Raw genomic sequence first — 13,168 nt, 5'->3', positions numbered from 1 at the left:
CCCTTCAATCGAAGACTATGGCTGCTATCAGACCCTTCCGCGCGCTCCGCCCGCATAATGAATTCGCTGCCCAGGTAGCGTCGAAGCCCTACGACGTGCTCAATTCCGAGGAAGCCCGCACCGAAGCCGAAGGCAACCTGCTTTCCTTCCTGCATGTGACCAAGTCGGAGATCGACCTGCCCGCGGGCATCGATACGCACAGCGCCGAGGTGTACGCCAAAGCCGCCGAAAATCTGCAGGCCCTCCAGGAGCGCAAGGTGTTGTTCCAGGAAGAAAAGCCCTGCTACTATATCTACGAGCTCGCCTGGCGCGGCCGCACCCAAACGGGTCTCGTATGCGTATCGTCGGTGAAGGACTACTTCGACGACGTGATCAAGAAGCACGAGTTCACGCGCCCCGAAAAGGAGAAGGATCGCATCGACCATATGGCCGCCATCCGCGCCCAGACCGGCAACGTGTTTCTCGCCTGCAAGGACATCAAGGAGCTCGATGACGTGTTCACGCACTGGAAAAGCCAGCACGACGCCGAGTACCTCTTCACCGCACCCGATGGCGTAACGCATGCCGTATGGGTGGTAGATGGCGCCGCCACCATCGATACCATTACCAGCCTTTTCCACGACCGCATCCCGGCTACCTATATCGCCGACGGCCACCACCGCTGCGCCTCCGCGGCCAAGGTGAGCCAGCAGCTTCCTGACAGCGCCGATGCCCAGTGGTTCCTTACCACGATCTTCCCCGCCAACCAGCTGGCCATCCTCGATTACAACCGGATCGTGAAAGACCTCGCTGGCCTGTCGCCCGAGGCCTTCCTCGAAAAAGTCAAAGAGTCGTTCGACGTGCAGCCGGCCAGCGAAGCCGTGCGCCCGGCGGACCTCCATAGCTTCGGAATGTACCTGGGCAGCCAGTGGTACCGCCTTACGGCGAAGGAAGGCAGCTTCCGCAACGATCCCATCGGCGTGCTCGACGTCACGATACTCCAGGAAAACTTGCTCGACCGCATCCTCGGCATACGCGACCCGCGCACCGACAACCGCGTCGACTTCGTGGGCGGCATCCGCGGCCTCGGCGAGCTCGAGAAGCGCGTTCAATCGGGCGAGGCTGCAGCCGCCTTCAGCCTGTACCCCGTAAGCATCCAGCAACTTTTCGACATCGCCGACTCCGGCGAGGTGATGCCCCCCAAGAGCACCTGGTTTGAGCCCAAGCTTCGCGACGGCCTGCTCACACACCTTATTTGATCTCAGATCTCAGATGTCGGATCTCAGATCAGCGATCTGAGATCCGAGATTTTTTAACGGGCCCTAAAGGCCCGTTTCCCGTATTTTGCCTCCATGAAACGATTCCTATCCGCCGTGCTGGCTCTCTCGCTGTCGCTGGCCGGCGCCGCGCAGGATACACCGATTGAAACGGCCCGTACCTTCCTGCGCTCCGGCGATTACGACAACGCCGTGCTGGTGCTGTCGCGCGCGCTGCAGTCGGACCGCAACAACTTTGCCCTGCAGAAAGAGCTTTCCTTGGCGCTCTACTACAAGCGTGATTACAAAAAGGCGCTCGACGTGGTCGATGTAATGCTCGACCATCCCGAGGTCGACGTGCAGGCGTACCAGATCGCGGGCAACGTGTACAAGGAGCTGGAGCGGGTAAAGGACGCCGAGAAGATGTACCGCTCGGCCTTGCGCAAGTTCCCGAAAAGCGGCCCGCTCTATAGTGAGTACGGCGAGCTGCTCTGGGCCAAGCAGGACTACAATGCCATCGAGCAATGGGAAAAAGGCATCCGCCAGGATCCTTCCTTCTCGGGCAACTACTACAACGCCGCCCTGTATTACTACTATACGAAAGACAAGACCTGGACACTCGTGTACGGCGAGATCTTCGTGAACATGGAAAGCCTCAGCGAGCGCGGAACGGCCATGCGCGGACTTCTCCTGAAAGCCTACAAGGAAAAGCTCTTTGCCGACGCCGATATGCTGCAGGACCAGAAAAAGCCCTCCGAATTCGCGAAGGCCTTCCTCGAAACAATGGGCAAGCAGTCCTCGCTCGCCAACCGCGGCCTCAACACCGAGGTGCTGACGATGATCCGCACCCGCTTCATCCTCGACTGGAGCAAGACCTACATGACGAAGTTCCCCTTCCGTCTCTTCGACTACCAGCAGCAGCTGCTGCGCGAAGGATTGTTCGATGCGTACAACCAATGGCTCTTTGGCGCCGACGACAACCTCCCGGCCTTCGAGAACTGGACACGCAACCATGCCGGGGAATACGAGAAGTTCAGCAACTTCCAGAAGGGCCGCGTGTTCCGGATGCCCGCCGGGCAGTATTACCAGTAAGTCAGTTTGAGGTTTGGTGTTTGGCTCCGCCCGCTGAAGCGTCAGCGAAAGCGGCGGTTTGAAATGACGCCGCACCAGACCTTGGAATAAATTCAGGGGCCGCGCTTGCGGCCCTTCTTTTTGGAACGCCGCGCTCGTTTTTTGTTTTTCCCCTAACTTGAAGTAGTACTTTATTTTTGCTCTATGATCCACCCGCGCCGCCTTTACGATTGCCTGGAAATCCTGTACGCATCGGCTCCCGACGCGCCCCTGCTGGCGGCTAAGGAGGCAGGCCTGTGGCGGACCCGGAGCGTGCGCGATGTGCGCGAAAAAGTGGAAAAGCTGGCGGCCGGCCTCCTGGCCCTGGGACTCGGTCCGCACGATATGTCGATCGAAGGGCGCGACAAGATCGCGATCCTTTCGAAGAACCGGCCCGAGTGGGTCATCGTAGACCTTGCTGTTCAAAAGATGGGCGCCGTGCTGGTGCCCGTGTACCCCACGGTGCATGTCAACGACCTGGCTTTTGTGCTCAACGATGCGCAGGTGAAGCTGGTGATCGTCAACGACGCCGACCTGCTGCAAAAGGTCGAATCGGTGCGCGCGCAATGTCCCTCGGTGGCGGCCGTATACAGCTTCGAGCACCTCGAAGGCACGCCGCACTGGTCGGAGCTGCTGGGTCTTGGGCTGCCGGAGCACAGCGCGCAACTCGCCGGCATCGACAGCCGCATCGACACCGAAGATCTCTTTACCATCATTTATACATCGGGCACCACGGGCGTGCCCAAGGGCGTGATGCTCTCGCACCACAACGTGCTGAGCAACGTTCTTGCGACGCAAACACTCCTGCCGGTACACCGCGGCAGCAAGGTGCTTTCCTTCCTTCCGCTCAACCACATCTTCGAGCGCACGGTCACCTTCATCTACCTCTTTGCCGGCGTTACCATCTATTATGCGGAGAGCCTCGATACACTCGGCGACAACCTCAAGGAAGTGCAGCCCGAGATGTTCACCACGGTGCCGCGACTTCTCGAGAAGGTGTATGAGAAGATCATGGCGAAGGCGCACGAGCTGACGGGCATCAAGAAGAAGCTGTTTTTCTGGGCCCTGAAGCTGGGTGAGCGCTTCGACGTGGCGAAGCCCGGCTCGGCCTGGTACCGGCTGCAGCTGAAGCTCGCCAACAAGCTTGTGTTCAGCAAGTGGCGCGAGGGTCTTGGCAACAATATCCGCGCGATCGTTACGGGGGCGGCAGCCTGCCCCGAGCGTCTCATCCGTATTTTTACGGCCGGCAATATCCCGATCATGGAAGGCTACGGGCAGACGGAATCGTCGCCCGTGATCTCGGTGAACCGCATCGAGCCCGAGAACCGCCGCTTCGGCACCGTCGGCCCCGCCATCGACGGCGTGGAGGTGAAGATCGCCGACGACGGCGAGGTACTGTGCAAAGGCCCCAACGTGATGATGGGCTACTACAAGCGCCCCGACCTCACCGAGGAAGTGGTGATTGACGGCTGGCTCTATACCGGCGATATCGGCCGCTTCGAGGAAGGGAAATTTCTCAAGATCACCGACCGTAAGAAAGAGATCTTCAAAACCTCCGGGGGCAAATTCGTGGCGCCGCTGCCCATCGAAACGCGGATGGTGGAGTCGCCCTTCATCGAGCAGATCATGGTGGTCGGAGATGGGCAGAAGTTCACCGGCGCCCTGGTCGTTCCCAACTTCACGCGCCTGCAGCAGTGGTGCGGCACGCAGGGCATCGACAGCAACGACCGCGAGGCGCTGTGCCGCAACGCGAAGGTGCAGGCATTCATGCAGCAGCAGGTCGATGCCTACAACGTTTATTTCAACAATGTGGAGCAGGTGAAGAAGATCGCCCTGCTGCCCCGCGAATGGAGCGTCGACGGGGGCGAGCTGACACCGAAGCTGAGCCTGAAGCGGAAGGCCATCATGGAAAAATACAAGGACGCCGTCGTCCGCATTTACGAATAAGCCGACGGGGCACTGCCATTCAGCACGTCCACTACTTTCGTCCAATGAAGATCGGTATAGCGGTCGTTGTCGAGCCGTCCGAGCTTTGCCTTACCACTAAGCATATCGTGCAGGTACTGCATGCCCTGCCAGGGCGGGAATACCTCTTTTCGCGCGGGCATCACGAACCGCGTTAGCCGGATCATCGTGCGAAGCGTGTCGAGGCTGCCGGCCCGAAATAGCCGGAATTGTTTTCCGAAAGCCGCTTCGGCGGCCACTTTGAGCCCATTGGGCGACAGCACGTCGCCGGCGATGCGGAGGTAGCGTGGCGCCGAATCGTCGACGGCTGCGGCGGCAGTGAAGGCCGCTGTATCGTCCATCGTGGTAAAATCAAGCGGCTGGTCGGCATCCCCCCAATAGAGTATGCGCTGTTGCTTGCGCAGCACTACCGGTGCCTGCCCCGTCAGCAGGTCGGTGAACATCCCATTGAGAATACCCGTGGCCCGGATCGGGGCAGCGTCGAGCGTTTCAGCAAAGCGACGACGCAGATCAAGGTTGCGGTTACCGCCCGCTTCCAGTTGGGTATAGTCGATGCAATAATCCGATGGGATAAAGCGTGGAACTCCTGCCTGTACCGCTGCGGCGAGCACGCGTCCCTGAATGTCAACGATCACATCCTCCAGGCCCGACAGCGCGGACACAACGCAACTGCCGCCTGTGCAGGCCTGCAGGATGGACCCGGGATCGTTATAGTCGACGTGCACGAGCTGTGCGCCTTCGGGCCCGGCCGCTGCGCTGCCCCTGCGCAGGAGGGCCCTTACGGATGCGCCGCGGAGCAGGAGCTGGCGCGCGATGCGGCTACCAAGGGCGCCGCTGGCGCCGCAAAGGATCACGGGAGCGCCACCCGGTTGCGGCACGATCAAGGGATGCCCTCCGTAGTGTCCTGCTGGTTGGCATCGCGCATCTGCTGCACGTCCTGATTCGTATCATCGCCCTCGCTCTGCTCGGTAAGGCGGCTGCTTTGTCGCTGCAGGTACTCGCCCTGCTCCTTGTGCTGGGAGTCGGTTTCCGTGGGCTTGGGGTAGGCCCGGAGCCGCTCGTCTTGCTCTTTTTCCATAACCTGGTTTTTTGGAAAAAGAACGCCCCGTAGAAATACAGGGCGTCCTTTCATTAGTTAACTAACAAGCTAATCGTTGATGGCTTACATGCCACCTTCGCGGCCCGTGCTGCCGCCCGACTGGCTGGAACCGCCGCGGCCGCTATCGCCGCTGTTCAGGTTCGAACCACCGGAAGATGAACCCTGGTCGGAGCGGCCACTGTTGCCGCTCTGGCTGCCGGAGCTCGTACCCTGGCTTTGATTGCCGAGGCCTTCGGAGCTGCGGGAGGAACCACCCTGGGAACCGCTGCGGTTCTGGTCGCTGCCCAGGTTGCCGCCCTGGGAACCGCTGCGATTCTGATCGCCGCTATTGCCCATCGAGCCACCCTGCTGCGAACCAGCGCTGGTGTTCTGCGTTTGGCCACCGAGGCCCTGCGAACTTTGACCAGAACGATTTTGATCCTGGTTCTGGTTTCTTTGATTGTTCTCCATGACTGTTGTTTTTGAATGAAAAAATAATAAGCGCTACAGAACTTCAAAAAACTCGTGCCGAAGGCGCTTATGTGTTATCGTTGTACGGACCAGCGCTGCATTTCCTGCGCCCCGGCCCGGCAATGTAGAAGCTTTGACCCAAGCCATTTCTGGCACAGGCCCGTCAGCTGCCCGACACCTGGCCATCGTAATCCGAGCCGGTTACCGTACGCTTCGTGCTGATGCCGGAGTCGCCGCGGCGCGTGGCGTTGCCCGTAGTGCCGAGGTCGGTTGTGCCGCCCCGGTTGGTACGGCTGTCGCTGCCCTGGCCGCTGCTCGTTTGCTGCTTATCGGTATTCGAAAGCCGGTCGCGTTGGGGATCGACGTTACGGCTGCTTTTGTTGTCTTTCATAACTCGTTGTATTAAAGGTGAAACAATGGGATGCGTGAGGGTAAGTCGTGAGCCGTGCACGGAAAGCGGGTCGCAGTCCTCACGGCTCACGGCTCACGGTTCACGATTAACGTCCGCTGCGGATAGCGCCACCCGAACCGCCCTGGCGATCGTTGCCACGATTACCCTGGCTGCGCTCCGATGTGTTGCCCGACTGGTCGGACACGTTCTGCTCATTGCCACGGGCCAAACCCGGCGTTTGCTGGCTGTTGCCGCTGCCGCCTTTCTGGTTGTTGTTGCCCTGGCTTTGCGCGCGCTCGCGCTTGTCTCTGCGATGACTCATGGTTGTTGTTTTTAGTGAACAATGGTCGCCCTGTTAATAGACTGAGCGACAATGCGGTAAGGGCGGTAGGCCTTTTTGGGGAACGGGGCAGGTGAGGCTATTATAGATTAAAAAATTATGCCATGTTTACCCCGGCTATTGGAAATAAGCCCTACCTTCCGGCCCTCTTAAAAAAAGAAATGCTGATGAGAAAAGCGCTGCTGGCCCTTCTGGGCGCATGGGCCCTCGGCTCCGCTTCCGCACAAACGAACTACCCGATCTTCCGCGATACCGCAACCCTGCAGCCGAGCCGGAATGGCGAGCTCAGCCTGCAGGTCGACAACATCAACTACCTCCGGAACTACGAATGGTTCGGGAATATCCCCAACAGCTACACCTTGTTGGGTACGATGCTCATTCCCCAGCTGCAATACCAGCTCAACGAGCATATCTCGTTCAAGGCCGGGGTGCTGCTTCGCCGAGAGTTTGGCCGCCCGGGGCTGGTTACCGTTGAGCCGCAGTTCCAGGCGAAGTACCAGAAGAAGGGACTCACGTTTATCATGGGCACGCTGCAGGGCGGCCTCAACCACCGCTTTATCGAGCCGCTTTACAACATCGAGCGATTCATCATCGGCCGTATGGAGCACGTGGACATGAATGCCGTGCAGCGCGCCGCCACCACGCGCAACGAGCAGGGCCTGCAACTGATTCTCGACAAGAAGCGCTTCTGGGCCGACTGGTTCATCGACTGGCGCGAGTCGATCGTGATCGACGATAACTTCCGCGAGCAGCTCAACTCGGGCATCTCCACGCGCACGCTGCTCATCGACCGGCCCGGGTTCCAGCTGACGATGCCGCTGCAGGCACTGGTGAGTCACTATGGCGGGCAGATATCGGCATCGCCGAATGCCATCGAGTCGCTGTTCAACAGCGCGGGCGGACTCTCGGCGACCTTCCCGCTGGGTAAAGGCGCGCTCCGCTCGGTACAGGCCGATGCATACTATGCCGGCTACAAAAATATTTCGGGTCACAAGCTCCGGCGCTACAACGAAGGCTTTGGCTGGCTGTCGTCGCTGCTGCTCAAATCCAAATGGAACCTCGACCTGGAGCTGCGCTACTGGAAAGGCGAAACCTTCTACGGCCCGCTCGGGCTGCCGCTGTACAACTCCATTTCGGAAAAGATCCCCGGCTTCGGCGAAGCCGAGCGGCAGCTGTTCTTCGCCACCTTCATCTACGACAAGACGCTCTTTCCGAACGTCAACATCGACCTCCGCCTCGAGCCCTATTACGATATCAACAATAAGAAACTCGAGTACGGCTATTCCGCATTTCTACGGTTCAACAAGGAGTTCTTCCTGAAGAAGCTCCGGTAGGAAGAGATTGGTGTTTGTGGTTTGGAGGTTGAAGTTGCACGGAGCGACGACAAAAAAGAAAGGCGCTGCATAGCAGCGCCTTTCTTAACTATAAACCACAAACTCCAAACGTCAAACTGAACTTAACCGAGCGAGGCTTCCGAGGAAATAGCCGTACCCTGCGTCAGCAGTTTGGAAATGGGGCAGTTCTGCTCGGCGTTTTTCACCGCTTCCTGCCACTTGTCTTCGGAGATGCCAGGCACCTTGCCTTTTACGGTTAGGTGCGACTTGGTGATGGTACCGTTTTCAAACGTGATGGCGCACTGCGTTTCGAGCGACTCGGGCGTAAAGCCGGCTTCGCCAAGCACAAAGCTCAGTTTCATAGAAAAGCAGCCGGCGTGCGCTGCGGCAACGAGCTCCTCGGGGTTGGTGCCGATGCCATCGGCAAAACGGGTATTGTACGAGTATTGCGCGTCCTTCAATACACCGCTCTGGGTGTTGAGCTTGCCATTTCCTTCCTTGCCGGAGCCGTTCCAAACGGCAGTCGCGTTACGAATCATATGCGGGATTTTTTATTCGTGCTAAGATAAGTGCAGGCCGTTCTTGGCAAAAAGAAGGGGCGCCGCCGATAAATTGGCTATCTTTAGGGTGATGCGCTCGGCACGCCAACTGCCGCTCCCCAACCACACGAAAGGCTTAAAATCTTTCTTATGCGCATTTCGATCCAAAAGCTTCTGCTCGTCGACGACGACCCCGACGATGCGTTCCTGCTCCGCAAGGCGCTGGCCGAACTCCCCGTAGCCATTGAATTATCGTGTATCGAAGACGGCGACGAGCTACCTGCGGCCGTGGCGCGCTTCCGCCCCGACATCCTGTTCATGGACATGAACATGCCCAAGAAAAACGGGCTCGAGTGCCTTGCCGACCTGCAGCAGATGCCGGAGTACCGCCACCTGCCTTGTGTGCTCTACAGCTCGTCGGAACAGCCCGACCTGGTGGCGGCCGCCTACGAGGCCGGCGCTTCGCTGTTCTTCCGCAAGCCCTCCACCTTCTCCGACCTGGTGGCCGGGCTCGAAGGCATCCTTTCGCTCGACTGGAGCAACCCTGCGGCTATCCGCCAGCGGGCCCGGGAGGCCAGCCAGGCCACGGAACGCTGAAAACCGGCTAAGAAGTTTCCACTACGGCTCGCTAAAACCGGCTAATTCCGCTAGGGACATCCCTTAGTTTGCCTTCGCAGAATCCCGCATTTTGCTGAGAAAAGGGGCCCCGGTCCATGTTTACGGCCGAGCTGTGGTTAATTTTACATTAGATCCTACCGAAAGACCAACAAAATCCAACCATCCTGATTCGTCCAACCATCCTTTGAATTCCGCGATCCGTCATCCTTTGAAAACCAGATAGTCCGTCATCCTATGAAAGACCCAGGCCTAGCTGATTCCGACCCCGACAAAAAATTTGAACAACAACCCCCATCCCGGGCCTGAATGAACCGGAAATCCCCGCCCCGCGGGGATTTCTTTTTGTACCTTTGCCGCCACTATGGAACGCAAGCAAGAGCTGGTGCAGGACGTGGTTATCAAGTTTGCCGGGGACTCCGGCGACGGGATGCAGCTGACCGGTACCCAGTTTACCAATAATACCGCGCTGCTGGGCGTGGACCTCTCCACCTTCCCCGATTTCCCCGCCGAGATCCGCGCCCCCCAGGGCACGCTCCCCGGCGTGAGCGGGTTCCAGCTCCACTTCTCCTCCAACAGCATCCACACCCCGGGCGACGCCTACGACGTGCTGGTGGTGATGAATGCCGCGGCCCTCAAAGCCAACGTCAAGCACCTGAAAAAAGGCGGAAAGATCATCGTCAACACCGACGGCTTCGATGCCAAGAACCTCCGGCTGGCCAATTACCCCGACGGCGTCAACCCGATCGAGGATCATTCGCTCGACGGCTTCGAGGTGATCCGGATGGATGTGACCAAGATGACGCGCGAGGCCCTCAAGGACGACAAGATGGGCACCAAGGAGAAGGACCGCGCCAAGAACATGTTCGTGCTCGGCTTCCTCTACTGGATGTACGGCCGCGACATGGCCTCCACCGAGCAGTTCCTCAACGAGAAATTTGGCCGCAAGCCCGAGATCCTCGATTCCAACCTGCGCGTGCTCCGCGCGGGCTACAACTACGGCGACACCACCGAGACCTTTACCACGCAGTACCAGGTGGAGAAGGCCCGGATGAAGGTGGGCTCCTACCGCTCCATCATGGGCAACCAGGCGCTTGCCTACGGTCTTATCGCCGCCTCGGTGAAGAGCGGCCTGCCGCTGTTCCTGGGCACCTACCCGATTACCCCTGCTTCGGATATCCTCCACGAGCTCTCCAAGCACAAGAACTTTGGCGTACGCACCTTCCAGGCCGAAGACGAGATCGCCGGTATCTCGGCGGCCATCGGCGCCGCTTATGGCGGGCAGCTGGGTGTTACCACCACCTCGGGCCCGGGCATGGCCCTCAAGACCGAGGCGATGGGACTGGCCCTCATGCTCGAACTGCCCCTCGTGATCGTGGACGTGCAGCGCGGCGGACCTTCCACCGGCCTGCCCACCAAGACCGAGCAAAGCGACCTGCTGCAGGCCGTATACGGCCGCAACGGCGAAAGCCCGATTCCCGTGATCGCGGCCAGCACTCCCTCCGATTGCTTCGACATGGCCTACGAAGCCATCCGCATCGCCGTGGAGCATATGACCCCCGTAATTCTACTGTCGGACGGCTATATCGCCAACGGCGCCGAGCCCTGGCAGTTCCCGAACACCGAGGCGCTCCCGCCGATCCACGCCGAGTTCAAGACGGAGCTGGGGCACCAGGAGCCGAAATTCCAGCCTTACCTCCGCGATGAGAAAGGCGTTCGCCCCTGGGCCGTGCCCGGCACCGCCGGCCTCGAGCACCGCATCGGCGGCCTCGAGAAAGAAAACGTAAGCGGCAACGTGAGCTACGACCCCGAGAACCACCAGCTGATGGTGAAGCTGCGCCAGGAAAAGGTGGACAAGATCGCCCAATACATTCCCGAGCAGGCCCTCGACAATGGTCCGGAGAGCGGCAAGCTGCTCGTGCTCGGCTGGGGCTCTACCTACGGCGTCATCAAGACCGTGGTGGCGCAGCTGCTGGAGGAAGGCCATTCCGTTGCGCATGCGCATCTCCGGTATATCCGTCCTTTCCCGCGCAACCTCGGCGAGCTGCTGTCGAACTATGAAACAGTGCTCATTCCCGAGATCAACAACGGCCAGCTGATCAAGCTCATTCGCGACCAGTACCTGGTGGATGCGAAGGGCTACAACAAGGTGAAAGGCGAGCCGATCATGAAGTCGGAGCTGCGCGAGGAGATCGTGAAATTCCTCTGAGAATAGTGAACAAGGAACAAGGAATATTGAATGATGAATGCCGGCTGATGCCGGCATTTTTCGTCGGGGGCGGCGAACTGCCTTACCTTTAGCCCCAAACCCAAGTGATCTAAAACACCCTTCTATGCGTAACGTATTCCTCTTTACAGTAGCCCTCACCGTATTGTCGTGCAAGAGCGGCGGCAAGGCGAAGGCCGACGTGGCCCACAACCGTTTCTCCGGTACCTGGACCTCGGTGTTTGCGCCGGGCAGCGGCCCCGAGGGCGGCTACCGCGATACCCTGTGGTTCAACGAAGACAGCAGCTTCTCCATACGGATGTACAACGACTCCGGCCTTATCCAGCAAACCACCGGCACCTACCGCTACGATACGGCCCGCAAGGCCCTGCTCACGAGCGCACCCGCCGGCAACAAAGCCTTCTTTGTGCCACCCGGCGGCCGCGATACGCTGCTGCTCATCGACGACAGCGGCAACCAGATGGCGGTGCGGAGGATCAAGTAAGAAAGTCGGAAGTCGGAAGTGGGAAGTGACGTGGTGGCCTGGTGCGAACGCGGATGCCGCGCGCGAATCCAATACCACGTCACCATGTCACCACATCAGCACATTATATCGTTAGTTATCATCCTCCGACAATATAGCTGATGATAAAGGCCAGCACCGCGGCGATGAGGCCGAACATGAAGATGGTGTAGGAGATGCGGAGGTAGCGGTATTTGCGCGCCAGCACGAGACCGAGGAAATACGTATCCTTGATCATGCTGCTGTAGATGTACTCGCGGTCTTTCAGCATCTCGTTCATCGCCCAGTTGTACTCGTCGAGCCCCATCTGGTAGAAGTTGCCGAAGAAGAGCAGGTTGGTGCGCTTGCTCCTAATGTCGTCTTCCGTAAAGGTGCCGCCCGAGATCGAGGGGCGCGTGGCCAGCACCGAGAAGATGATCGTGAGCACGCACACAACGGCAAGCAGCAGCGTTGGGATGGCGAGGTTGGGGTAGTACTCGAGTCGCCCGAGCAGCACCGAGAACATGATGGAGATGATGATCGAATTCACCGAGATCATGATGTGGGCCTTGCTGTCGGCCTGCGAGGAGAGGTGGATATGGTTGTTGGCAGACAGGCGGAACATCGTCTGAACGCCGCGGTCGCGGTCCTTGTCTTCCTTGGCGCTTTGTTTCTGCCGGTCGCCTGCTTTTGATTCCGGGCCTGCCGTGGTCTCGAATGTATAGGGGGATATTTCGGAGGCGGCGGAAGGCTTCACTTCCTTGTGCCCCTGTTTTTTGCGCATCTGCCGCAGCCATTCCTGCTTCTGGGGCTCGCGGTGCTGCTGTGCGTACTCGGTAAAATACTGGTGGTTCTCGAGGAACTCGATATTGCGCTGGCGCCATTCCTTTTTCGCAACGCTCTTACCCAGGTACGCTTCCTGCTCGATGCGCAGCTGGTCCTTCATCTTGTTGAAATCCGGGCCACCGAGGTGGTACAGGTCGGCATCGCACATGATTTTTTCAACGGTGGAGAGGGGGGACTGTGGCATACGCGTTGCTTGTATGCACGACGATACCCGCTGGATGATTTCGGAGTCCACCTCCTGGTCTTGCAGGAACTCGGTGGCATTGCGGATGCTCTCCTTCTCGTGTTCCTCGGCCCGCCCGCTGCTGAAACCGGTATCGTGAAACCATGCCGACAGCAACAAAACAAAATAATCCTCGTCGCTCAGGTTGTACTGCGCGGCCAGCTCCTGGGCTGCCTGCACCACCTGCTGCGTGTGGCCGAGGTTGTGGAAAACGAATTTCGGGTCGACCTTTTCGCGGAAGATGCGGGTAACCCGCTCCTGTGCCATCGTCAATATATTGAGCTGCTTTTCTGTCATAGCCTTTGTTTCCTTA

The 13,168-nt window shown here is 59.1% G+C and carries 14 protein-coding genes; 7 read left to right on the top strand and 7 right to left on the bottom strand.

Annotation, left to right across the window (positions count from 1 at the left end; all coding sequences use genetic code 11):
- Window positions 1-17 precede the first annotated feature (17 nt).
- The 3 genes from ACYU7Z_RS09865 (at window position 18) to ACYU7Z_RS09855 (ending at window position 4,292) form a co-directional block, all read left to right on the top strand.
- On the top strand, window positions 18-1,238 hold the full coding sequence (locus ACYU7Z_RS09865; RefSeq protein ID WP_460569922.1) for a DUF1015 domain-containing protein: 1,221 nt from the start codon (window positions 18-20) through the stop codon (window positions 1,236-1,238).
- 93 nt (window positions 1,239-1,331) lie between these two features.
- Window positions 1,332-2,327 carry a tetratricopeptide repeat protein gene (locus tag ACYU7Z_RS09860; RefSeq protein WP_460569920.1) on the top strand — a complete coding sequence of 332 codons (996 nt, stop codon included), beginning with the start codon at window positions 1,332-1,334 and terminating at the stop codon, window positions 2,325-2,327.
- Window positions 2,328-2,510: 183 nt separating this feature from the next.
- Complete coding sequence (locus ACYU7Z_RS09855) at window positions 2,511-4,292, top strand: AMP-dependent synthetase/ligase (RefSeq protein ID WP_460569918.1); 1,782 nt, start codon at window positions 2,511-2,513, stop codon at window positions 4,290-4,292.
- Here the strand turns inward: ACYU7Z_RS09855 and ACYU7Z_RS09850 are convergent.
- The 5 genes from ACYU7Z_RS09850 to ACYU7Z_RS09830 form a co-directional block, all read right to left on the bottom strand.
- Window positions 4,283-5,188: an NmrA family NAD(P)-binding protein gene (locus ACYU7Z_RS09850; protein ID WP_460569916.1), complete on the bottom strand. Its 906-nt coding sequence runs from the start codon at window positions 5,186-5,188 to the stop codon at window positions 4,283-4,285. The two genes, ACYU7Z_RS09855 and ACYU7Z_RS09850, sit on opposite strands and share 10 nt — an antisense overlap.
- 2 nt (window positions 5,189-5,190) lie before the next feature.
- Window positions 5,191-5,388 carry a hypothetical protein gene (locus ACYU7Z_RS09845; RefSeq protein ID WP_460569914.1) on the bottom strand — a complete coding sequence of 66 codons (198 nt, stop codon included), beginning with the start codon at window positions 5,386-5,388 and terminating at the stop codon, window positions 5,191-5,193.
- 84 nt (window positions 5,389-5,472) lie between these two features.
- Window positions 5,473-5,859, bottom strand: a complete 387-nt coding sequence (locus ACYU7Z_RS09840) for a hypothetical protein (protein WP_460569912.1) — start codon at window positions 5,857-5,859, stop codon at window positions 5,473-5,475.
- Window positions 5,860-6,022: 163 nt separating this feature from the next.
- Window positions 6,023-6,250 carry a hypothetical protein gene (locus ACYU7Z_RS09835; protein WP_460569910.1) on the bottom strand — a complete coding sequence of 76 codons (228 nt, stop codon included), beginning with the start codon at window positions 6,248-6,250 and terminating at the stop codon, window positions 6,023-6,025.
- A gap of 106 nt (window positions 6,251-6,356) precedes the next feature.
- Entirely contained in the window at window positions 6,357-6,572 is a 216-nt protein-coding gene (locus ACYU7Z_RS09830) for a hypothetical protein (protein ID WP_460569908.1), read from the bottom strand.
- Between the two features lie 185 nt (window positions 6,573-6,757).
- Here ACYU7Z_RS09830 and ACYU7Z_RS09825 point away from each other — a divergent pair, with 185 nt between their 5' ends.
- Window positions 6,758-7,924: a hypothetical protein gene (locus tag ACYU7Z_RS09825; RefSeq protein ID WP_460569906.1), complete on the top strand. Its 1,167-nt coding sequence runs from the start codon at window positions 6,758-6,760 to the stop codon at window positions 7,922-7,924.
- A 122-nt stretch (window positions 7,925-8,046) separates the two neighbouring features.
- Here the strand turns inward: ACYU7Z_RS09825 and ACYU7Z_RS09820 are convergent, their stop codons facing one another.
- A complete protein-coding gene (locus ACYU7Z_RS09820; protein WP_460569904.1) occupies window positions 8,047-8,463 on the bottom strand; it encodes an OsmC family protein in 417 nt (138 codons plus the stop codon).
- A gap of 150 nt (window positions 8,464-8,613) precedes the next feature.
- On the opposite strand from ACYU7Z_RS09820, the gene ACYU7Z_RS09815 reads away from it, so the two are divergent.
- From ACYU7Z_RS09815 to ACYU7Z_RS09805, 3 genes are all read left to right on the top strand, one after another.
- Window positions 8,614-9,060, top strand: a complete 447-nt coding sequence (locus ACYU7Z_RS09815) for a response regulator (RefSeq protein ID WP_460569902.1) — start codon at window positions 8,614-8,616, stop codon at window positions 9,058-9,060.
- Between the two features lie 382 nt (window positions 9,061-9,442).
- Complete coding sequence (locus tag ACYU7Z_RS09810; RefSeq protein WP_460569900.1) at window positions 9,443-11,287, top strand: 2-oxoacid:acceptor oxidoreductase subunit alpha; 1,845 nt, start codon at window positions 9,443-9,445, stop codon at window positions 11,285-11,287.
- 124 nt (window positions 11,288-11,411) lie between these two features.
- Window positions 11,412-11,789: a hypothetical protein gene (locus ACYU7Z_RS09805; protein ID WP_460569898.1), complete on the top strand. Its 378-nt coding sequence runs from the start codon at window positions 11,412-11,414 to the stop codon at window positions 11,787-11,789.
- A 118-nt stretch (window positions 11,790-11,907) separates the two neighbouring features.
- Here the strand turns inward: ACYU7Z_RS09805 and ACYU7Z_RS09800 are convergent, their stop codons facing one another.
- Window positions 11,908-13,152: a Pycsar system effector family protein gene (locus ACYU7Z_RS09800; RefSeq protein ID WP_460569896.1), complete on the bottom strand. Its 1,245-nt coding sequence runs from the start codon at window positions 13,150-13,152 to the stop codon at window positions 11,908-11,910.
- Window positions 13,153-13,168: the final 16 nt, after the last annotated feature.

It is taken from the genome of Flaviaestuariibacter terrae (genome assembly GCF_054777635.1).
This window is presented reverse-complemented; position numbering and strand designations above follow the sequence as displayed.

Bases quoted from the DNA above. Each gene is read 5' to 3' on its own strand.
- ACYU7Z_RS09815 (WP_460569902.1), top strand. From the start codon at position 8,614: ATGCGCATTTCGATCCAAAAGCTTCTGCTCGTCGACGACGACCCCGAC.
- ACYU7Z_RS09860 (WP_460569920.1), top strand. From the start codon at position 1,332: ATGAAACGATTCCTATCCGCCGTGCTGGCTCTCTCGCTGTCGCTGGCC.
- ACYU7Z_RS09845 (WP_460569914.1), bottom strand. From the start codon at position 5,388: ATGGAAAAAGAGCAAGACGAGCGGCTCCGGGCCTACCCCAAGCCCACG.
- ACYU7Z_RS09805 (WP_460569898.1), top strand. From the start codon at position 11,412: ATGCGTAACGTATTCCTCTTTACAGTAGCCCTCACCGTATTGTCGTGC.
- ACYU7Z_RS09855 (WP_460569918.1), top strand. From the start codon at position 2,511: ATGATCCACCCGCGCCGCCTTTACGATTGCCTGGAAATCCTGTACGCA.
- ACYU7Z_RS09825 (WP_460569906.1), top strand. From the start codon at position 6,758: ATGAGAAAAGCGCTGCTGGCCCTTCTGGGCGCATGGGCCCTCGGCTCC.
- ACYU7Z_RS09865 (WP_460569922.1), top strand. From the start codon at position 18: ATGGCTGCTATCAGACCCTTCCGCGCGCTCCGCCCGCATAATGAATTC.
- ACYU7Z_RS09810 (WP_460569900.1), top strand. From the start codon at position 9,443: ATGGAACGCAAGCAAGAGCTGGTGCAGGACGTGGTTATCAAGTTTGCC.
- ACYU7Z_RS09835 (WP_460569910.1), bottom strand. From the start codon at position 6,250: ATGAAAGACAACAAAAGCAGCCGTAACGTCGATCCCCAACGCGACCGG.
- ACYU7Z_RS09840 (WP_460569912.1), bottom strand. From the start codon at position 5,859: ATGGAGAACAATCAAAGAAACCAGAACCAGGATCAAAATCGTTCTGGT.
- ACYU7Z_RS09820 (WP_460569904.1), bottom strand. From the start codon at position 8,463: ATGATTCGTAACGCGACTGCCGTTTGGAACGGCTCCGGCAAGGAAGGA.
- ACYU7Z_RS09800 (WP_460569896.1), bottom strand. From the start codon at position 13,152: ATGACAGAAAAGCAGCTCAATATATTGACGATGGCACAGGAGCGGGTT.
- ACYU7Z_RS09830 (WP_460569908.1), bottom strand. From the start codon at position 6,572: ATGAGTCATCGCAGAGACAAGCGCGAGCGCGCGCAAAGCCAGGGCAAC.